This is a genomic window from Streptomyces sp. NPDC048442, from assembly GCF_040651475.1.
Taxonomy (GTDB): Bacteria; Actinomycetota; Actinomycetes; order Streptomycetales; family Streptomycetaceae; genus Streptomyces.
This window is the reverse complement of the sequence record NZ_JBEZKB010000001.1, coordinates 1-14194: the sequence shown is the minus strand read 5'-3', so window position 1 is coordinate 14194 and position 14194 is coordinate 1. Positions and strand designations below refer to the sequence as shown.

Annotated in this window: 13 protein-coding genes and 1 other RNA gene; 7 read left to right on the top strand and 7 right to left on the bottom strand. The window is 72.8% G+C overall.

Annotated features, from left to right (window positions below):
- Positions 1–187 precede the first annotated feature (187 nt).
- On the bottom strand, positions 188–1654 hold the full coding sequence (locus AB0D18_RS00070) for a hypothetical protein (RefSeq protein ID WP_362410175.1): 1467 nt from the start codon (positions 1652–1654) through the stop codon (positions 188–190).
- Between the two features lie 196 nt (positions 1655–1850).
- Between AB0D18_RS00070 and AB0D18_RS00065 the strand changes: the two genes are divergently transcribed.
- From AB0D18_RS00065 to AB0D18_RS00050, 4 genes are all read left to right on the top strand, one after another.
- Positions 1851–2903, top strand: coding sequence for an iron-siderophore ABC transporter substrate-binding protein (locus tag AB0D18_RS00065; protein ID WP_362410172.1), 1053 nt, complete (start codon positions 1851–1853; stop codon positions 2901–2903).
- Between the two features lie 107 nt (positions 2904–3010).
- On the top strand, positions 3011–3886 hold the full coding sequence (locus AB0D18_RS00060; protein WP_362410169.1) for a Nif3-like dinuclear metal center hexameric protein: 876 nt from the start codon (positions 3011–3013) through the stop codon (positions 3884–3886).
- Positions 3883–4626: a C4-type zinc ribbon domain-containing protein gene (locus AB0D18_RS00055; RefSeq protein ID WP_362412038.1), complete on the top strand. Its 744-nt coding sequence runs from the start codon at positions 3883–3885 to the stop codon at positions 4624–4626. The genes AB0D18_RS00060 and AB0D18_RS00055 overlap by 4 nt, the downstream gene beginning before the upstream one ends.
- 5 nt (positions 4627–4631) lie before the next feature.
- A complete protein-coding gene (locus tag AB0D18_RS00050; RefSeq protein WP_362410166.1) occupies positions 4632–5966 on the top strand; it encodes a bifunctional RNase H/acid phosphatase in 1335 nt (444 codons plus the stop codon).
- A gap of 76 nt (positions 5967–6042) precedes the next feature.
- On the opposite strand, the gene eda is transcribed toward AB0D18_RS00050, so the two are convergent.
- The 3 genes from eda to yaaA all read right to left on the bottom strand — a co-directional run bounded on the left by eda (position 6043) and on the right by yaaA (position 8550).
- Positions 6043–6693 carry a bifunctional 4-hydroxy-2-oxoglutarate aldolase/2-dehydro-3-deoxy-phosphogluconate aldolase gene (gene eda, locus AB0D18_RS00045; RefSeq protein ID WP_362410163.1) on the bottom strand — a complete coding sequence of 217 codons (651 nt, stop codon included), beginning with the start codon at positions 6691–6693 and terminating at the stop codon, positions 6043–6045.
- 269 nt (positions 6694–6962) lie between these two features.
- On the bottom strand, positions 6963–7607 hold the full coding sequence (locus AB0D18_RS00040; protein ID WP_362410160.1) for a GNAT family N-acetyltransferase: 645 nt from the start codon (positions 7605–7607) through the stop codon (positions 6963–6965).
- 142 nt (positions 7608–7749) lie between these two features.
- Complete coding sequence (gene yaaA, locus AB0D18_RS00035; protein ID WP_362410157.1) at positions 7750–8550, bottom strand: peroxide stress protein YaaA; 801 nt, start codon at positions 8548–8550, stop codon at positions 7750–7752.
- Between the two features lie 165 nt (positions 8551–8715).
- Between yaaA and AB0D18_RS00030 the strand changes: the two genes are divergently transcribed.
- Positions 8716–10188 (top strand): RNB domain-containing ribonuclease, encoded by a 1473-nt coding sequence (locus AB0D18_RS00030; protein WP_362410154.1) that lies wholly within the window; start codon positions 8716–8718, stop codon positions 10186–10188.
- On the opposite strand, the gene AB0D18_RS00025 is transcribed toward AB0D18_RS00030, so the two are convergent.
- Both AB0D18_RS00025 and AB0D18_RS00020 read right to left on the bottom strand, forming a co-directional pair.
- Positions 10133–10981: a hypothetical protein gene (locus AB0D18_RS00025; RefSeq protein WP_362410151.1), complete on the bottom strand. Its 849-nt coding sequence runs from the start codon at positions 10979–10981 to the stop codon at positions 10133–10135. The two genes, AB0D18_RS00030 and AB0D18_RS00025, sit on opposite strands and share 56 nt — an antisense overlap.
- Positions 10978–11736, bottom strand: a complete 759-nt coding sequence (locus AB0D18_RS00020) for a MerR family transcriptional regulator (RefSeq protein WP_362412035.1) — start codon at positions 11734–11736, stop codon at positions 10978–10980. Before AB0D18_RS00020 ends, AB0D18_RS00025 begins: the two co-directional genes overlap by 4 nt.
- Positions 11737–11846: 110 nt before the next feature.
- On the opposite strand from AB0D18_RS00020, the gene rnpB reads away from it, so the two are divergent.
- Both rnpB and AB0D18_RS00010 read left to right on the top strand, forming a co-directional pair.
- An RNA gene (gene rnpB / locus AB0D18_RS00015) (RNase P RNA component class A) lies at positions 11847–12253 on the top strand.
- 260 nt (positions 12254–12513) lie between these two features.
- On the top strand, positions 12514–12837 hold the full coding sequence (locus AB0D18_RS00010; RefSeq protein ID WP_362410149.1) for a nuclear transport factor 2 family protein: 324 nt from the start codon (positions 12514–12516) through the stop codon (positions 12835–12837).
- Between the two features lie 31 nt (positions 12838–12868).
- Here the strand turns inward: AB0D18_RS00010 and AB0D18_RS00005 are convergent, their stop codons facing one another.
- On the bottom strand, positions 12869–13756 hold the full coding sequence (locus tag AB0D18_RS00005) for a PhzF family phenazine biosynthesis isomerase (protein WP_362410146.1): 888 nt from the start codon (positions 13754–13756) through the stop codon (positions 12869–12871).
- Positions 13757–14194: the final 438 nt, after the last annotated feature.

Genomic DNA, 14194 nt, shown 5'->3' with positions numbered 1-14194 from the left:
CCTCGGCCTGTGCTGCTCCGCCCCTGTGTTTTCCTGAGCTGCCGGCCGCGCCCTGGGCGGTGGCCGTGGTCTGCGGCCGTTGCTGGGTCGTGTCGGTTCGGGCTTCGAACATGTGGGAAGTCACCCCGTCAACATCGCTTGCATGGGTACGCCCGGGACGGCTGGGCCGCTCCGGGCGCCCGCGAGTCTAACTTCCCGCTCCTGGGCTGTTCAGAGGGGTCGGAGTCGGTACCCGCACCATCACCGGGACGCCGGTCCTGACCATCGCCGGGGCTGCGGCGTGGGCCGACCCGGGGTCGAACAGAGGCATCGGCGCGGGCGCGGGAGACGGCGCGACGGGTGATGCCGTCGGCGGTGTGACCGGCGGTGTGGTCGTGATCGACGACGTCTGGGATTCCGGAGTGCTCCGGGCGCCCTGGGCGGCACCCGGCCGCGTCCCGACCCGGTGGAACCGTCCCATCAGCGGGGCCTGTTGCAGCGGTACGGGTCTCGGGACGGGCGCAGCGTCAGCCGCGGGCGCAGCGTCAGCCGCAGCGGAATCGGGGGCGGCCGCGTCAGCCGCAGGGGAATCGGGGGCGGCCGCGTCGGCCGGGGACTCTGCGGGGGGCGGTGGCCCCTGGTCCCCCTCCATCAGAGGCGCGCACACCTCCACCACCCCGCACCGCACCGCCTCCGTCGCGAACGGCAGTCGCAGTACGCCCTCGCGGGTCCACAGGCCCGCGCCCGGCAACCAGCCCGTCGGGGCGGCCAGTTGGTGCAGCCGCTTGCCGGACGGGCGCCACATTCCGAACCAGGGGGCGGAGGGGGCGCCGCCCGCCGCGTCGATCCGTACCGCCACCGCACAGCTCTCCGGCATCAGTACCTGACCCGGCTGTGCCGCGAACGGCGTGAGCGTGCAGTCGTCGACCCGCAGGCACTCGGGGAAGCGGACCGGGCGCGTGCTGCCCAGGACGCCCCAGCCCAGCCGGTCCTCGCCGGGGGCGTCCGAGCGGATGACGATCAGGCCGCTGTCCGGGTCGGCGAGGAGCAGACGGTCGTTGCTCCGCTCGGCGATCTGGAGGAGCGGGGTCACCTCGCCGCCCCGTTCCAGGTCGACGGCGACGGACTTGACCGCGCCGCCGTCCTCCGGCTCCCGGTCCAGGGCGAGCATCCGGCCCGTGCGGTCCAGCCACACGCCGCCCGTGCACCGGCCCCGTACCTCCGCGACGTGCTCCGGGCCGAACGCGCCGCCCGCGACCAGCCACACCGCCGTCGAGTGCGGCCCCACGGCGAGCGCGTACGCCGCCGAGCCGCCGGGGGCGGGCGGCAGGAGGGTGAGCGGTCCGGCCGTGAACTCGACCGCGCCCAGCGGGAGTTCACCGGTCGCAGGACCGGTCGGGTAGAGCAGCGAGAACACGTGCCGGGCCGCCACCTCCCGGTGGATCAGCACCCGCCCGTCGGCCAGGGGCAGCACCTCGGTACCGGGCTCCTCCGGCTGGTCGGCGGGGAGCGGCACCGCGTACGGCTCGGGTCCGCCCAGCGTCCAGCGCTCCGTGAACCACGCCTCGCCGGTCCCGGCCAGCCGCGCGGCGTACGAACCGTCCGCAGCGATCGTGAATCCGCATCGCCGTACCGCGCCGCGCTCCGGGGCAGTCTCGATGGCACAGGCTGTCATCGTTTCGTCACCTCCGCCCGCGACGCTAGTTTTCGCCTTTCCCACCGGACCACACGAGTCACGGCACTTCACACATAAGGGTGGCCGTCCGCTCGTTCGACCGGTACCGGAGGGCCGGGTGTGCTGAGGGGGCCGTCAAGGGACGACGTAAGGTTAGGTTCGCCTAAGTTTTTCCGTTCCCGAGAGTGAGCACCTCATGTCGTCGTCCCTACGCCGCCGCGGCACCGCCGCCGTCACCCTGGCGGTCACCGCCGCGCTCGCCCTGTCCGCCTGCGGCGGCGGGGACGCCAAGGGCGAGGGCGACAAGAAGTCCGACGGCGGCACGTCCGTCGCCCAGGGCGGCAAGGACTTCGGCGGCGCCGCGAAGCAGACCGCGGAGCTGGGCACCGACGCCAAGCCGGGTCAGTTTCCGCGCACGATCACCCACGCCATGGGCAAGACCGAGCTGAAGGCGGCGCCGAAGCGGGTCGTCGTCCTCGACGTGGGCGAGCTGGACAACGTCGTCTCGCTGGGCATGCAGCCGGTCGGCTACGCCCCGGCGGAGGGCTCGCAGGCCATCCCCGAGTACTTGAAGAAGGGCGCCGGAAGCCCCAAGAGCGTCGGCACCATCAACAGCCTCAACCTCGAAGCGATCGACGCCCTCAAGCCCGACCTCATCCTGGGCAGCAAGCTGCGCGCCGAGAAGCAGTACAAGCTGCTCTCCGAGATCGCCCCGACGGTCTTCTCGATCCGTCCCGGCTTCACCTGGAAGGAGAACTTCCGGCTGAACGCGGCGGCCCTCGACAAGAGTGCCGAGGCGGACGCCCAGCTCGCCTCGTACGAGAAGAAGGCCAAGCAGCTCGGCACCGACGTCGCCACGGCCCACGGCGGCAAGAAGCCGACGATCACCATGCTGCGCTACCTGCCGGAGAAGACCCGGCTGTACGCGAAGGCCTCCTTCATCGGCACCATCCTTGACGACGCAGGCCTTCCCCGCCCGAAGAACCAGCAGGTCAACGACCTCGCGGTGGAGGTCAGCCCGGAGCGCATCGACGAGGCGGCCGCCGACTGGATCTTCACCGGCGTGTACGGCGACGCGGACAAGACCAAGCGCGAGAAGGCCGAGAAGAACCCGCTCTGGAACAAGCTGGACGCCGTCAAGAAGGGCCAGGCCAAGGACGTACCGGACGAAACCTGGTACCTCGGCCTCGGCACCTCCGCAGCCGACGAGGTCCTCGCCGACCTCCGGGACTTCCTCACCAAGAAGTAACCGGCCGGGACAGTGCGGGGAGCGGCCGGCGGATCGAGTGGGTGTCGGCCGGAAGCCGAGGGGCTGGGCAGGTCGAAGGGGTACGGACGCCAGGTAGCCTTGGCTCCGTGCCCCGTCTGTCTGAAGTCATCGCCGCGCTCGACGCCCTCTGGCCCCCCGAGCGGGCCGAGAGCTGGGACGCCGTCGGTACGGTCTGTGGCGATCCCGACACCGAAGTGAGCCGGGTCCTGTTCGCGGTCGACCCCGTCCAGGAGATCGCCGACGAGGCCGTGAAGCTCGGCGCCGATCTGATCGTCACCCATCACCCGCTCTATCTGCGCGGTACGACGACGGTCTCGGCAGGCCACTTCAAGGGCCGCGTCGTGCACACGCTCATCAAGAACGACGTCGCCCTGCACGTCGCGCACACCAACTCCGACACCGCCGACCCCGGCGTCTCCGACGCCCTCGCCGGGGCCCTCGACCTCCGTGTCGTACGCCCCCTCGTACCGGATCCCACCGATCCGCACGGGCGGCGCGGCCTCGGCCGGATCTGTGAGCTCGACCACCCGGAGACCGTGCGTGAGTTCGCCGCACGCGCCGCGCAGCGGCTGCCCGCCACCGCGCAGGGCATCCGGTTCGCGGGCGACCCGGACGCTGTCGTACGTACCGTCGCCGTCAGCGGCGGATCGGGAGACGGCCTCTTCGAGGCGGTCAGGGCGGCCGGTGTGGACGCGTTCCTGACCGCCGACCTGCGCCACCACCCGGTTTCCGAAGCACGCGAGCAAGCCCGCGAGCAAGCGAGTGAGACGTCGCCGCTCGCGCTGGTCGACGCCGCGCACTGGGCCACCGAGTGGCCCTGGTGCGAGCAGGCGGCCGGACAGCTCGAAGCGGTCTCCGACCGCGAGGGGTGGAACCTTCGGGTCCATGTCTCGTCGACGGTGACCGACCCCTGGACATCCCACATCTCTTCCCCCTTCTCTTCTCCTGGAGCCCCCAACTGAACGCCGCGCCCGCCGACCAGATCCGACTTCTCGACGTCCAGGCCCTCGACTCCCGGCTGTCCCAGCTCGCGCACAAGCGCAGGTCGCTTCCCGAGCACGCCGAGATCGAGTCGCTCACCAAGGACCTCACCCAGCTGCGCGACCTGCTCGTCGCCGCGAAGACCGAGGACAGCGACACCGCCCGCGAGCAGACCAAGGCCGAGCAGGACGTCGACCAGGTCCGCCAGCGCGCCGTGCGCGACCAGCAGCGCCTGGACTCCGGGACCGTCTCGTCCCCCAAGGACCTGGAGAACATCCAGAAGGAGATCGTTTCGCTGGCCAAGCGCCAGGGTGACCTGGAGGACGTCGTCCTGGAGGTCATGGAGCGCCGCGAGTCCGCGCAGGAGCGCGCCGCCGAGCTGACCGAGCGCGTCGGCGCCGTGCAGGGCAAGGTCGACGACGCCACCGCGCGCCGCGACGCAGCCACCGCCGAGTTCGACGAGGAGAGCGCGAAGCTCACCAAGGAGCGCGAGCTCGTCGTCGCCTCCGTACCCGCCGATCTGGTCAAGCTGTACGAGAAGCTGCGCGCGCAGTCGGGCGGGGTCGGCGCCGCACGCCTGTACCAGCGCCGCTGCGAGGGCTGCCAGCTGGAGCTGAACATCACCGAGGTCATGGAGGTCCGCGCCGCGGCCCCCGACGCGGTGCTGCGCTGCGAGAACTGCCACCGCATCCTGGTCCGTACGTCGGATTCGGGGCTGTAGAACCAGTGAGCCCTGTGAGCCGCACTGTGGTGGTCGAGGCCGACGGCGGTTCCCGGGGCAACCCGGGCCCGGCCGGCTACGGCGCCGTCGTCCTCGACCCGGAGACGGGCGAGACCCTCGCGGAGGCCGCCGAGTACATCGGCATCGCCACGAACAACGTCGCCGAGTACAAGGGCCTGATCGCCGGTCTGAAGTCGGTCCGCGACCTCTTCCCTGACGCGCGGGTGCACGTCCGCATGGACTCCAAGCTCGTCGTCGAGCAGATGTCGGGGCGCTGGAAGATCAAGCACCCGGACATGAAGCCGCTGGCCGCCGAGGCGGCGGCGATCCTGCCGCGTGCGCAGGTGCGGTACGAGTGGATCCCGCGCGAGAAGAACAAGCACGCGGACCGGCTCGCCAACGAGGCCATGGACGCGGGCAAGAAGGGCAAGCAGTGGGAGCCCTCGGGGTCGACTGCCGCTCTGCACGCGTCTGTTGGGGCAGTCCGGGCCGCCGGGGCCGTGGGGGCTGTCGCTGAACCGGCCCGGGTGGTCGGTGACGCGGCGGCCGGAGCGGCGAAGGCACGGGCGGCGCTGGCGGGGGCGGCGCCGGCGGGGGCGGCGCTGGCGGGGGTGCGCAAGCCCCCCGCGGACGAAGGGCTGTTCGCGCTGGACGAGGAGGCCACGGAGGCCGAGGCTGCGGTTCCGGCCGTCGGCTGGGGGGCCGCCGCCGATCTGGGCGCCCCCGCCACCCTCGTCCTGCTCCGGCACGGCGAGACCCTCCTCACCCCGGAGAAGCGGTTCTCCGGAAGCACAGGCTCCGACCCCGAGCTGTCGGCGGTCGGCCGCAAGCAGGCCGCAGCGGTCGCCGACTCGCTCGCCGCACGCGGCACGATCGAGGCGGTCGTCAGCTCCCCGCTCACCCGCTGCCGCGAGACGGCGGACGCGGTCGCGTCCCGGCTCGGCCTGTCCGTACAGATCGACGAAGACCTGCGCGAGACGGACTTCGGTGCCTGGGAGGGCATGACGTTCGCCGAGGTCAGGCAGCGGTACACGGAGGACCTGGACGCCTGGCTGGCGTCCTCGAAGGTCGCCCCGACCGGCGGCGGCGAGAGCTTCGCGACGGTGGCCCGGCGGGTCTCGGCGGCGCGGGACCGGCTGGCCGAGAAGTACGCGGGCAGGACGGTCCTCGTCGTCACCCATGTGACGCCGGTCAAGACGCTCGTACGGCTCGCGCTGGGGGCTCCGCCGGAGTCCCTGTTCAAGATGGAACTGTCGGCGGCCTCGCTGTCGGCCGTCGCGTACTACGCGGACGGCAACGCGTCCGTGCGACTGCTGAACGACACGTCGCACCTGCGCTGAGCCGCGACTTACGTCCGTACGGTACGAAGCCCCCGGTCTCGCCACCGGGGGCTTCGCCGTACCCGCTCCACCCGCTCTACCCGCGCGCCTGCCGGCGAAGTGCCGCCGCCTCGCGGGCCAGCTCCTCCACCCGGCCCCAGTCCTTGTCCCGGAGTGCGTCGGCCGGGAGCATCCAAGTCCCGCCCACACAGCCGACGTTGGGGAGGGCGAGGTAGGACGGGGCGGAGGCGAGGGAGATCCCGCCGGTCGGGCAGAAGCGGGCCTGGGGGAGCGGCGCGGACAGCGACTTGAGGTACGCGGTGCCGCCGGCGGCCTCGGCGGGGAAGAACTTCATCTCGGTGACGCCGCGTTCCAGCAGGGCGACGACTTCGGAGGTCGTGGACACGCCGGGGAGGAACGGCAGCCCCGACCCCTTCATCGCGTCGAGGAGGGAGTCCGTCCACCCCGGGCTGACCAGGAACCGCGCTCCGGCCGCGAGTGAGTCGGCGACCCCGGCGGGGGATATGACGGTCCCGGCGCCGACGACCGCGTCCGGCACCTCGTCCGCGATCGCCCGGATCGCGTCCAGGGCGGCGGGGGTGCGGAGGGTGACCTCGATGGCGGGCAGCCCACCGGCGACGAGGGCGCGGGCGAGGGGGACGGCGTCGGCGGCGTCGTCGAGGACGACCACGGGGACGACGGGGGCGAGTTCGAGCACGGAGGCGGCAGGGGAAGCGGAGGAGGCCATGGGAGCATCCTGCCGCGCATCGAGTGTTCCGTGCAACGAGCGTTGCGCAGGATGCAATACCCTGTGCGGGCTCGCGTCACGGACAGTGCGGCCGCTGCGCGGGCTTGTGTCGCGGACAGTGCAGCCCCCGCGCGGGCTTGCATCGCGGTCAGCGCGGCCCCGCGCGGGCTTGCATCGCGATGACGCGGGCTGCGCCGCGATGACGCGGGCTGCGCCGCGATGACGCGGGCTGCGCCGCGATGACGCGGGCTGCGCCGCGATGACGCGGGCTACGCCGCGATCAGCAGCGCCTCCGCGCCCACCGGCCGGTATCCCGCCGCCTGGAAGGCGCGCACGCTTCGGGCGTTCCCGGGGGCCTGCTGCGACCAGATCACGTCGCCCGCCGGGATCATGTGCCGCGCCGACTCCGCCAGCGCGCGCCCCAGTCCCCGGTGCCGCGACTCCTCGTCCACCTCGATCGCCGTCTCCCAGCGCCCGGCCAGACCGCGGCCGACGATCAGGATGCCGCCGCCCTCGGAGGCCCAGACCCGGACCTCGTCGCGGTACTTGCGCGCCCGCACCACCCTCGGGTGGTCCTGGTCCTCGATCGGCGTCAGCTCCAGCGGCGGCGGGCCCTCGAGCGCGGAGGCCAGGGTGAGCGAGCCGACCGTGTCCATGCGGCGGCCGGTGCGCATCATCAGCGCGGCCAGGAACGCCGGGTGCAGGGAGGCCGAGAAGGGGTCGGGACAGGCCTCCTCCAGCGTCGCCCGTATCCACTCCGGGTCCTGGTCGGAGAAGATGATCGAGTGCGCGGTGAAGGCGAGCACGCCCGCGTCGCGGGGGCTCGGCTGGGGCACGACGACGGTCCGGCCGTCGGGTGCCGGGTACTGCCCCTGTGCCACGGAGGTCAGAATGTCGCGCAATGAGCTGGGCACAGGGTTCCTCTGGTGGGTTTCGAACGAGATGCAGTTGTTGCGTTTCGGGGGAAATGCAACCTGTCTACTCTACGCGCATCAACCCGGTGCTCTACGCGCATCACCCGGTGCCCCGACGGGCCCAGGCGACCCTCGGCGAGCCTCAGTGGATCTGCCGGACCACCACGTCCAGCGACCACGGCCGGCCCGCCTTCGCGGGTTCCGTCGCCTCGACGACGTGGCCGAGGTCGCGCAGGGCGACCACCAGCTCGGCGGGGTTCGCCGGAGCGGCGCCGGCCGTCAGCAGGTCCCGTACGATCCGGCCCTTCGTCGCCTTGTTGAAGTGGCTGACCACCGAACGCTTCTCGACCCCGTCGACGATCTGCGCATGCAGCACGCGCACGGTCGCCGTGCGGCCCGCGACCTCACCCTTCGGCTTCCACGCCGCCGCGTAGGCGGAGGACCGCAGGTCCAGGACCAGGCCGTCCCCGGCCGCCTCCGGCAGCACCTGGGCCATCACCGGCCGCCAGTACGCGCCGAGCGCCCCGAGCCCCGGCAGCTTCACGCCCATCGAGCAGCGGTACGAAGGGATCCGGTCGCCGACCCCCACCGCCCCCCACAGCCCCGAGAACACCAGCAGCCACTGCCGGGCCCGCTTGCGGGCCGCCGCGTCCAGCGACGCCAGGTCCAGGGCGTCGTACAGCACACCGGTGTAGATCTCCCCGGCGGGACGGGTGCCGGCGTTCATGAGTTCCGCGTTCTTGGCGACCTCGCCCCGCAGCCCCTCACTCAGCCCGAGCACCGCGCGGGCCTTCTCCTCGTCGCCCCGGCACAGCTCCACCAGCTCTTCCAGCACCGCCGTCCGGGCTGCCGCGAGGCCGGGCAGCGACAGGGACTCCGGCTTCAGCGGGGCACCGTGCCCCGGAGCGGCCTTTCCTTCGGAGGGAGGCAGGAGGACGAGCACGGGGTGACTCCTTCGTACGTACGGGAACAGCGAGCCAACGGTAGTCCGTTCGCAGCGTCACCCCGGCCGCCGTGGGGGCCGATGTCCGGGGCTGCGCCCCGTGCACGGCCTGCGGCCGCGCGTCCTCGAACGCCGGACGGGCTGGATTTGCCCTACGCTCGATCCATGCCACGCCGCCATATCCATGTGACCGGCGCCGCCGAGGCAGCCCCGCTGCGGGCCGCCCTGCGCGAGCTGCGCAAGACGCTCGACGTGCCCGCCGACCCGGCGGGGCCCGACGCCTTCCCGCCCGAGGTGATGGCCGAGGCCGAGCGGACGGCGAAGAACCCGCTGCTGCCCACCGACCCGTACGACGCCACCGACCTCCCCTTCTTCACGATCGACCCGCCCGCCTCCACCGACCTCGACCAGGCCATGCACCTGGCGAGGCGCGCGGGCGGCGGGTTCCGGGTGCACTACGCGATCGCGGACGTGGCCGCCTTCGTGGCGCCCGGCGGGGCGCTCGACGCCGAGGCGCACCGGCGGGTCACCACCCTCTACTTCCCGGACGAGAAGGTTCCGCTGCACCCGCAGCTGCTCTCCGAGGGTGCCGCGAGCCTCCTCCCGGACCAGACCCGTCCGGCGCTCCTGTGGCGGATCGATCTCGACGCGGACGGGGCGGCCGTCGCCACGGACGTACGCCGCGCCCTGGTCCGCAGCCGCGCCAAGCTGGACTACGCGGGGGTGCAGCAGCAGATCGACGCGGGTGCGGCGGAGGAGCCCCTCGCGCTGCTGCGCGACATCGGGCTGCTGCGCGAGGAGCAGGAACGGGCGCGCGGCGGTATCTCCCTCAACGTCCCCGAGCAGGAGATCGAACTCGACGACGGCGGCTACCGGCTCCGCTACCGCACCCCGCTGCCCGCCGACGGCTGGAACGCGCAGATCTCCCTGCTCACCGGAATGGCAGCCGCCGGCCTCATGACGGACGCCGGCGCCGGGATCCTGCGCACCCTCCCCGCCGCCCCCGACGGTGCGGTCGCCCGGCTGCGCCGCAGCGCGCGAGCCCTGCGCATCGACTGGCCGCACCACACCTCGTACGCCGACCTCGTCCGCGGCCTCGACCCGGCGGAGCCCGCCCACGCCGCGTTCCTCCAGGAGTGCACGACCCTCCTCAGGGGCGCGGGCTACACCGTCTTCACCGGCGGCGAGCTCCCCGGCCAGGCAGTGCACGCCGCCGTGGCAGCCCCGTACACCCACTGCACCGCGCCCCTGCGCCGCCTCGTCGACCGGTACGCGGGCGAGCTGTGCGTGGCGGCGGTGGCGGGCGCCGAGCCCCCGGAGTGGGTGACGTCCGCACTCCCCGACCTGCCGAAGGAGATGGCGGAGGGCACCCGCCGGCAGAACACCGTCGAGCGCGAATGCATCGACATCGTCGAGGCGGCCCTCCTCAAGGACCGCATCGGCGAGCTCTTCGAGGCGCACGTGGTGGACGTCAAGGACAGTGAACCGACGGTCGGCACCGTCCAGTTGGACAGTGCAGGCCTCGCCGTCATCGCCCGCGTCGAGGGTGGCGGCGACCTCCCGCTCGGCGAACGCATCAGGGTCAGGCTGACGCAGGCAGACCCGGGTTCCGCGAAGGTGCTGTTCTCCCCTGCCTGACTTCTGCCGCCCGCCCGAACGCCGCCACCAGAGCCCGCGCGTCGTCCGCGTGGAACCGTACGGTCGTCACCGGCCGACGCTTCCCCAGCAGCGACACGGCCTCCACCCCGGGCTCGCTCAGCTCCACCGTCACCGAGGTCTGCGACGCCACCGCCAGCTCCAGCAGACCGTCCACCTTCCGCCCCGGGTTCAGCCCCAGCTCGTACCGTACGGAGACGATCCGCTCGGCCGGGAGCAGCAGGTCCACGTGCGCACCCGACCGCACCCGCAGCCCGCCGTCGGCGCGTACGACATGGGGCCGGGTGACGGCGGCGGCCTGCAGCCCCACGATCAGCACCACGGTGTACGCGTCCAGCACAAGGAACGCCATCTGCACCACCGGTACCCCGGCCAGCAGCACATGCAGCCCCACGGTCTCCACCACGCACACGAACGCGAACCCCCAGAGCAGCGCCGTCTGCGCCTTCGCGTGCCCGAACGCGAGATCCCCGGGCCCGACCCCGTGCCTGCGCCGCGCCACCCACCGCCCGAGCGCCGCCCACAGCCGCAGCTCGTGCCCCAGCAGCCGCCGTACGGGCTCGGGCACCAGCGCGGCCACGGCCTCCCGGCTCGTACGCCCCTGCCTCCGAAGCCCTACGAATACGGCCAGCTCGGCCAGCACGACCGCCACCACCACGGCCTCGGCGGCGAGCAGTACGTACCCGGGCACCCGCACACCCGCCAACAGGCAGACGATGATGGCCAGTTCACCCGGCAGGGCCGCGCAGGCAACGCCCCTGAGCACCTTCCTCACGGCCCCCGCCTCTCCGCCACGATCCGTACGGCCCGCCGCACGGCCTCCGCCTGAGCGGGGGCGAAGTCGGCGAAGACCGTCCGCAGGAACGCGTCGCCCTCGTCCATCACCGCCCCCTCCTCCCACATCCCGTCCGGGATGCACGCGGCCAGCACATGGGCCGCCTCCGCCACCCGGGGGTCGTCCGTCGCCGCCCCGGCCAGCGCGTCCAGCAGGGCATACGCCTCCTGGGTGCGTTCCGCCGCGCCCGGCACCGCGGCCGCCTCCCGCAGCGTGTCCACGATCCGGTTCCGCGCCTCCTGCGGGGCCACCGTCTCCAGCAGCGCGAGGATCTCCCGGTCCTTGGCCGCGGCCTCCCCGGTCGCCGGAAGCGCCCGCAGCAGCTCGCCCAGCTCCGCCGACACCGGCCCCTCCGCGGTCAGCTCCCCGGCCTCGGCCGCCGCCAGCAGCCCCTTGATCCGCTCCCGCCGGACCCGGATCCGGGCCTCCTGCCGCGCCAGATCCTCATCCAACTCACCCAATACCTCGGCCAGTTCGCGCCCCGCGTCGTCCCGTACGACGTCCCGCACCTCGTCGAGCCCGAGCCCGATCTCGGTGAGCCGCCTGATCCGGGCGAGCACGACGGCGTCCCGCAGCCCGTACTCGCGATAGCCGTTCGCCCGCCGCAGGGGCTCGGGCAGCAGCCCGACGTGGTGGTAGTGCCGTACCGCGCGAGGGGTGACCCCGACCAGCGCGGCGATCTCCCCGATCCGCATGCCCTTGCTCATGGCACCAGTAGAAACGTTGCCGCTGCGGCAAGGTCAAGCACCGCCGGGCGGCGGCTGCCGCGTCCCACCCCGCCGGGTAGCATGGTCGGCACGGCAGACGAGTCGGCCGGACGGCCGCGTGAGGGCCCTTCGGGGATCCTCCCGAGGAACGTCCGGGCTCCACAGAGCAGGGTGATGGCTAACGGCCACCCGGGGTGACCCGCGGGAAAGTGCCACAGAAAACAGACCGCCTGGGACCGCGAGGTCCTCGGTAAGGGTGAAACGGTGGTGTAAGAGACCACCAGCGTCCGGGGCGACTCGGACGGCTAGGTAAACCCCACCCGGAGCAAGGTCAAGAGGGGCCGTCGCAAGACGGCCCTGCGCGAACGTCCGAGGGCTGCTCGCCCGAGTTCGCGGGTAGACCGCACGAGGCCGGCGGCAACGCCGGCCCTAGATGGATGGCCGTCTCCGCGGCCGCCGCGAGGCGACCGCGCGACAGAACCCGGCGTACAGGCCGGCTCGTCTGCCCTTGTGCATTGTGGCCCTGACCAGGGGATTTCCCCTTGGTCAGGGCCACTTTTCATGGGGTGGGGGCTCCCGCTGCCGCCTCGACGGTCTTCCGTCGTTTGCCGTGGGCCGGGGTGTTTGCCCTTCGTACGGTTCCCCTGCTCAGGTGCGGTGAGGGTGGTTGTTGGCGGTGGTCGCCGAGGTGCGGGGCGGGGTGGGCCGGGGCAGGGTGGAAGACCCGGGAACGGCCCGGACCCCCACAGCTAGGAGAGCGGCGCCATGTCGGTACCTGTCGACCAGCTCAGCGAGCCCACCGTGCGGGCCTTCGTCACCGCCGTGAACGCCGGTGACAAGGCCGCTTTCGAAGCACTGCTCACGCCTGGCGTGACCATGTCCGACGACGGTTCGGACCGGAATGTCGCGGAGTGGACCGACAAGGAGATCTTCTCCTCCGGCGGACACATGGACGTCGAGTCGGCGTCGGACGACGGGCTCGCGCTCGTCGTCGACTACCGGAACGAGACCTGGGGCTCGATGCGGACCGCGTGGCGGTTCGTGGTGGACGGTGGGAAGGTGTCGCGGTTCGAGACGGGGCAGGCGTGAGGGGCTGGGGCTTGGGGCCTGGGCTTGGTGCTTAGTCGGTCGGGGCGGCGATGCGGGTTCCCGTGCCGCCGACCCTGACACGGGGGTCGCCCGCGCGCAGTTCGACGGTGAGGACGCCGGGGCGGCCCAGGTCGTCGCCCTGGTGGAGGGTGAGGGTCGAGTCGGCGGCCACCAGGCCCAGTTCGCGTGCGTACGCGCCGAAGGCGGCTGCCGCGGCGCCCGTTGCCGGGTCCTCGACCACCCCGCCGACCGGGAACGGGTCGCGGACGTGGAAGACCGTGTCCGACGTGCGGTGTACGAGCTGGACCGTGGTCAGGTCGAGGCGGTGCATGAGCGCTGCCAGACGATCGAAGTCGTACGAGAGGTCGGCCAGGCGGGCGCGGGTGCCCGCGGCCAGCACGAGGTGGCGCGCACCGGCGTAGGCGATCCGGGGCGGGATGGCCGGGTCCAGGTCGCCGGCGGCCCAGTCGAGGGCGGCGAGGGCTTCAGTGACGTCCGCTTCGGCGGCGGGCTCGGTGTGGGGCTCGACGCTGGTGAGGACGGCGCGCGGGGTGCTGCCGGGGGTCGTGGTGACGGACACCGGGATCGTGCCGGCCTTCGTCTCGAAGGTGAGGTCGACCGGGCCCAGGCGCTCGCCGAGTGCGACGGCGGTCGCGACGGTGGCGTGGCCGCAGAAGGGGACTTCGGCCTTGGGGCTGAAGTAGCGGACGGTGTAGGTGTGCCGGCCTTCGGCCGGTGTCAGGAACGCGGTTTCGCTGTAACCGAGGTCGGCGGCGATGGCGAGCATGTCGGTATCGGTGAGGGTGGAGGCGTCCAGCACGACGCCGGCGGGGTTGCCGCCGGAGGGGTCGGAGGAGAAGGCGGTGTAGCGGAGGATTTCGGGGGTGGAGGGGGTGGCGGGGGAGGTCTTCGTAGTCATGTTGCGGGCAACGGCTGGGGGTTGGGTTGCATTCCCGTTCCGGGAGCGGGTAACTCCAGGGAGGGGGCTCCAGGGCGGGTGACTCCAGGGCGGGCGACATCGTGCGGGTGCGTTGTGGCTGGTCGCGCAGTTCCCCGCGCCCCTGAATGCCTGCCCCTTGGCCTCGCGCCGCCTTGGGCGGCTGACGCCGCCGACCCCACGCGGAGCACGCCCCGCCCCTTCCCTGAACCGCTGGCCGCGGGGCGGGGGCATCGTGCGGGTGCGTCGTGGCTGGTCGCGCCCACGCGGCGGAGCCGCATATCAACACAGCCCCGCGCCCCTAAAAGCCTGCCCCTTACCCCCGCTAGCCCTCTTGGGCAGCGGGGCCGCCCCCCGGGGGCAGTGGGGTCTCCCCTGCTCGAGCGAAGCCGAGAGCTTGGGGAAGGGTGGGCAAGGGGG

Excerpts from the sequence above, each read along its gene's own strand:
- AB0D18_RS00070 (WP_362410175.1), bottom strand. The coding sequence starts at position 1,654 with ATGACAGCCTGTGCCATCGAGACTGCCCCGGAGCGCGGCGCGGTACGG.
- AB0D18_RS00065 (WP_362410172.1), top strand. The coding sequence starts at position 1,851 with ATGTCGTCGTCCCTACGCCGCCGCGGCACCGCCGCCGTCACCCTGGCG.
- eda (WP_362410163.1), bottom strand. The coding sequence starts at position 6,693 with ATGGCCTCCTCCGCTTCCCCTGCCGCCTCCGTGCTCGAACTCGCCCCC.
- AB0D18_RS00030 (WP_362410154.1), top strand. The coding sequence starts at position 8,716 with ATGCCACGCCGCCATATCCATGTGACCGGCGCCGCCGAGGCAGCCCCG.
- AB0D18_RS00020 (WP_362412035.1), bottom strand. The coding sequence starts at position 11,736 with ATGCGGATCGGGGAGATCGCCGCGCTGGTCGGGGTCACCCCTCGCGCG.
- AB0D18_RS00010 (WP_362410149.1), top strand. The coding sequence starts at position 12,514 with ATGTCGGTACCTGTCGACCAGCTCAGCGAGCCCACCGTGCGGGCCTTC.
- AB0D18_RS00005 (WP_362410146.1), bottom strand. The coding sequence starts at position 13,756 with ATGACTACGAAGACCTCCCCCGCCACCCCCTCCACCCCCGAAATCCTC.